This is a genomic window from Mycobacterium sp. TH-M106 (genome assembly GCF_057473765.1).
Map to the genome: position 1 here is coordinate 1 of NZ_JBYCLE010000635.1, position 4,405 is coordinate 4,405.

At 66.4% G+C, this 4,405-nt stretch carries 6 protein-coding genes and 2 pseudogenes; 3 read left to right on the plus strand and 5 right to left on the minus strand.

The window, feature by feature from the left end; all coding sequences use genetic code 11:
- A pseudogene (locus tag AC2VOP_RS21300) lies at window positions 1–633 on the plus strand (hypothetical protein); the annotation flags it as partial.
- A 125-nt stretch (window positions 634–758) separates the two neighbouring features.
- Here the strand turns inward: AC2VOP_RS21300 and AC2VOP_RS21305 are convergent.
- Complete coding sequence (locus AC2VOP_RS21305) at window positions 759–1,190, minus strand: hypothetical protein (protein ID WP_486962812.1); 432 nt, start codon at window positions 1,188–1,190, stop codon at window positions 759–761.
- Window positions 1,191–1,374: 184 nt separating this feature from the next.
- Here AC2VOP_RS21305 and AC2VOP_RS21310 point away from each other — a divergent pair, with 184 nt between their 5' ends.
- Window positions 1,375–2,160 (plus strand): chymotrypsin family serine protease, encoded by a 786-nt coding sequence (locus AC2VOP_RS21310; protein ID WP_486962813.1) that lies wholly within the window; start codon window positions 1,375–1,377, stop codon window positions 2,158–2,160.
- A gap of 61 nt (window positions 2,161–2,221) precedes the next feature.
- Here the strand turns inward: AC2VOP_RS21310 and AC2VOP_RS21315 are convergent, their stop codons facing one another.
- The 4 genes and pseudogenes from AC2VOP_RS21315 to AC2VOP_RS21330 all read right to left on the minus strand — a co-directional run.
- The gene (locus AC2VOP_RS21315; RefSeq protein ID WP_486962814.1) at window positions 2,222–3,226 is read right to left on the minus strand and encodes a glycoside hydrolase family 6 protein; all 1,005 of its coding nucleotides are present in this window, start codon (window positions 3,224–3,226) and stop codon (window positions 2,222–2,224) included.
- 62 nt (window positions 3,227–3,288) lie between these two features.
- Window positions 3,289–3,384: a PIN domain-containing protein gene (locus AC2VOP_RS21320; protein ID WP_486962817.1), complete on the minus strand. Its 96-nt coding sequence runs from the start codon at window positions 3,382–3,384 to the stop codon at window positions 3,289–3,291.
- 111 nt (window positions 3,385–3,495) lie between these two features.
- A complete protein-coding gene (locus tag AC2VOP_RS21325) occupies window positions 3,496–3,825 on the minus strand; it encodes a type II toxin-antitoxin system PemK/MazF family toxin (protein ID WP_486962815.1) in 330 nt (109 codons plus the stop codon).
- Window positions 3,822–4,093, minus strand: a pseudogene (locus AC2VOP_RS21330) (type II toxin-antitoxin system antitoxin MazE5); the annotation flags it as partial. The gene AC2VOP_RS21325 and the pseudogene AC2VOP_RS21330, both read right to left, overlap by 4 nt.
- A gap of 124 nt (window positions 4,094–4,217) precedes the next feature.
- On the opposite strand from AC2VOP_RS21330, the gene AC2VOP_RS21335 reads away from it, so the two are divergent.
- Window positions 4,218–4,405: twin-arginine translocation signal domain-containing protein (locus AC2VOP_RS21335; protein WP_486962816.1), on the plus strand; the 188-nt coding region annotated here is incomplete at its 3' end.

Sequence of the window (4,405 nt, forward strand, 5' to 3'; positions counted from 1 at the left end):
CCGGTGATCGGCCAGCCGCTCTACGATCTGCTGGAGCCCGACATGCGGATCCTGGTGGACCTGGGCTACGGCAACGTCGACACCTACGTCGACGGCGCGTTGACCCATGGCGGCTGGGACACCGGGCCGGCGAACGTGCCCACCCCCTACGGGGTGTTACCGAGCGACATCAACCTCGGCGAGCTGTTGCAATCCCTGGGCCAGGGAACCGAACACGGCATCAACGCATTCGTCGGCGACGTCGGTAGTGAGGTCAACGGGCTTCCCGACACGATCAGCGCGGCCATCAGCGGCCTGTCCAGCGATCTGACGGGTGCCGGCGGCGGCACCGCGGTGGACGCTGCGTTGCCCAGCCTCACCGATATCGTCAACACACTGTCCAGCGCCGCCTCGACGGCTTATGCCACACTGCTGCCCACCGCGGACCTCGTCAACGCCACGGTGACCGCCATTGTCGGGGATGCCCCCAGTCTGATCGCGGAAGAACTCGGCAAAGGCGACCTCTTGGGCGCCATCGGCATGCCGGTCGCGGGTCTCTTCGGGTTGGAAAGTGTGGCAGCAGGTTACGAATTCTTGGTTCTGCTCCTGGCCGGCGGAACGATAGCCGACGACTTCGAGAGTCTCTTCCCGTGACGAATGTGCGCCGCGACGCGCTGCGGGATATCGGATCATTTGCTCCGGGCCGCCCAAGGACGGCGATTATCTCGCGTTGACGAGGAGCCTCAGATGGTCACGTAGAGGAGGTGGGCCGAGCTGCGTCACCGGGATCTGCTGGGTGCCCACCCCACGTAAGCCAGATACAGGCCCCACAGCGCGAACGCCACATAGACGGCTCGCCAGAGGCTGACCGTCTCCACCGCGCCGACCGGAATCGAGGTGATCGTCGCCGGAAACGCCACCAGGAAAAACCCCTTGATCGTGGTCAGCCAACCCAGCACGGACACGCTGACCGCCGCGGGCCCGCGCCAATACGGGTGCAGGGCAACGACGACCAGGCCGGCGATCAGCGCGTAGGAGCCAGCCACCCATCCCCACAGTGGATTGTCCGCAAAGTCGGCAATCTGGGTCCACAACTGCGGAGCGTGCACGGCAGCCGTGGCGGCGACGACCACCAAGAAGGGGCCGATCACACGGGCGAACCGACGCGTCGTTGCCCGGGACTGCTGTGCGGTGCTCATCGTGCTTTCCATCAGACCTCCATTATCGCTGGTCTGCGCACTATCATGCAGCGAAACGTCTCAAACCACAACAGCCACACTGGCACCGGAAGAGCTGGTACAGGCGATGCTGCAAGGTGATAGCGCCGGCGCTGTCAGTTCGGCCGGTACAGTCGGCGTATTCCGGTGCGACACAACAGAGGAGGGCACAACACCGATGGCCGCTGTGTCACGGTCAAGGCCGCGACGCCCGCTCAAGGCCCTGGCGGGCCGGGCCGCGCTCGTGGTCGTCGGCGTTGCGGTCATCGTCGGTGCATTGTGGGTCGACCACACCCACCCGCGCCGCCAGCTCGCCCCGATCCCGGCCGCACGCGCGATCGGACCGGGGATCGGCATCGACATCACCCGAGCCGACGGCTCGCACGGCATCAGCTGCACCGCAGGCTTTTTGGTGCGCACCGCCGACGGCCGGCCCGGGCTGCTGTCGGCCGGTCACTGCAACGAGCCGGGCTCAGCAGGCACGGTGGCCATCCACCACGGCGGCCTGTACGTGTATCCGACCGTCGGCCGATTCGCCCAGAGCGAGTACGGCGGCAACGACTGGAACGACTTCGACATCGGGCTGATCACCCTCGATGACACCGGGAAGATTCCATTGACCTCCGATGTCGACGGGCATCCGCTGGTCGGCCTGGCCGAGCGAGTCCAGGCCGGTGAGGTGCTCTGCCATTTCGGGATCCGCAGCGACGAAGCGGTCTGCGGGCCGGTAATCGTCGCCGAGGAGAACAAGGTGCGCTTCGCCGCTACCGGCAGGTGCGGCGACTCCGGCGGCCCGGTCTACCGACTCCGGCCCGACGGCGCCGCCGAAGCGGTCGGGATCTACGTCGAAGTCTCCAATGGCGACTACTCCGAGCCCACATGCACTGAGCCACAAAAGTTCTCGATCGCCCAGCTAATCAAGCCGTGGCTGAAGTCCTGGGAGCTGACGCTGGTGACGTCGTGAAGGACCTGCCCGTCGGCGTTGTCGACACGATCATGCGGATCGCTGCCCTGACTGCGGCCTGCTACCGGAGCGCGTTGCGGGCCAGATCGATGGCGTACTGATTGACGAAGGTGCCCGCCGGCGGATCGCCTTTGCCGCATGTTCCGTCGGATTCGCCGGGACGTTTGATCCACAAGTAGGCGTCGGCGTGCGCTCCCGCGGTAGCCGTGGTGGGCGGGGTGCCCAGTGCCCGGCCGCTGGGGTTGCACCAGTTGAGCCCGGAGTCCGGCGCCGGTCCGACACCGTTGCGCGACGTGTCGACCACGTAGTGCGAACCATTCGTCAGCGCTGAAATGGCCTCGCCGTAACCGATTTCGTCCTCGGTGGTGAAGAAGTTCGCAAGGTTGAGGCTGAAACCCCGCGCCCGGTCGACGCCGACCTCGTTAAGCCTGGCGGCCATGTCCTCAGCGCTGTGCCAGCGCAGGTGACCACCGTCGACATACACGGCCGCGGCGGGATTGCGGGTCAACGTGTCGACGGCGTAGCGAATCAGGTCGAAGCGTTCTTGGCGCTGGCCAGACGACAGGCAGTCGGCCATGGCCAGCGCATCGGGCTCGACGATGATCGCCACCGGCGAAGCGCCCACATCGGATGCGATGCCGTCGATCCACCCGCGGTAATCGTCGGCCGTCGCGAAGCCACCCGCAGCGAAGCTGCCACAGTCGCGGTGGGGGATTCCATAAAGCGCCAGGACCGGCATGGCCTCGGCAGCCTGCGCGTCGCCGGTGTACTTCGCGACCGTCGCCGCCGAAGAACCCGGGACAATCCAGTACGCCTGCGGCGTGTTGGCGATGGCGGTCAACTCCGGACTCGGCGGATCGGCATGCTGCGCGGCCCGCATAGCCGCTGAGGTGGGGTTGACATAGAAGGGCATGCCGGCCAGCGGGTTGGCCTCACCGGCCAGGCGCACCGCCGGGGCGGGACCGACCTGTGCCGGGCCGGCGAGAAAACCTGTCCCGGCGACGGCTGCAACCGTGAGGAAGGGGGCGATCCACCGCGCGAGTACACCAGCAGTCGAAAACGTCACCCCAGGAAATTAGCGCTTCACAGCATTGAATGGCAATCATCGGGCAGCAGGTGCTGGTGTGATCAGCGCTTGTCGGCGAAGTCCGTGTCCTGATGGATGATGGGCACACCGTGGCGAATCGCAACCGCAGCTATCAGGCAATCATTAAGACTCCGTATCCTTCTCCCCGCACGGCGAGCAGGTGGCTCGGAAGTACTCGATCCAGGCGGAGGTGTCGATGAGGATCATTCCCGCGATACGCACGCAAGGCACAAGCCGCATCGATCGTTTCAGCCAGCGCAGTCCACCGCCACCGCAAGTGCATCGCAGACCTGACGCATCCGGTCGTCGGCGAGCCGACCCAGGCGGTTCACCAGCACCGCTACCGACACACTTTCGACCGAGTCGAGGTTGACCGCCGAACGCCGCGGAATCGGGTCGACGTCGGGTTCCAGGACCACCTCGCTGGGAAGCCCTCGCAGAGTCGTGGTACACGGGGCGACAAGTGCCCGTCGAAGCCGCGGAATCGCCGCATCACGAGTCAACACGACGACTGGACGTCGCCCGACCGCTGGCAACTCGCACCACCACACCTCCCCACGCGCCGGCGTGCCGCTCACGGAGTACCCGCCGCTCGCCGCCACGACGCCAGGTCCCCCCAATCGTCGGCTTCATCGGCGGGACGGTCGTCATAGGCGCTGTAGGCGGCATCCAGCTGGGCAGATCGGTGCCGAGCCAGCAGTGCCTCAAGCGCCTCGTCGACGAGCGCGGCGTCCGTGAGCCCCGACCGCATGCTGCGGGCGCTGCCCAGAAGCTCGGCGTTCACCGTCGTACTCAAACGTATGCGGTTCATGCCACGATTATGCTATAGATGATCGGCCGTGGATCAAAACCATTCGTACGGTGACCGCCGGGAGCCGCCGCGCCTCCCCCTCGGGAACCTTGGCCGGTTCTGCCACAACGGTGATCCTGCCGTAGTCAGTGCTGTACCGGCTAAGGAAGACTAGTCGCGATGACGACGAGCAGACGACGGTTCCTGACCGGGATGGCAGCCGCAGCAGCCGGGACGGCGGTCGGTGGGTGCTGGCCGCGAAAGACGGCGACAGGTGCGGACACCATCTTCATCGGCGGGCCGGTGGTGACGGTGACGCCGTGGGCGCCGGAGGTTGAAGCGCTGGCGGTGACCGGCAGCCGGATCAG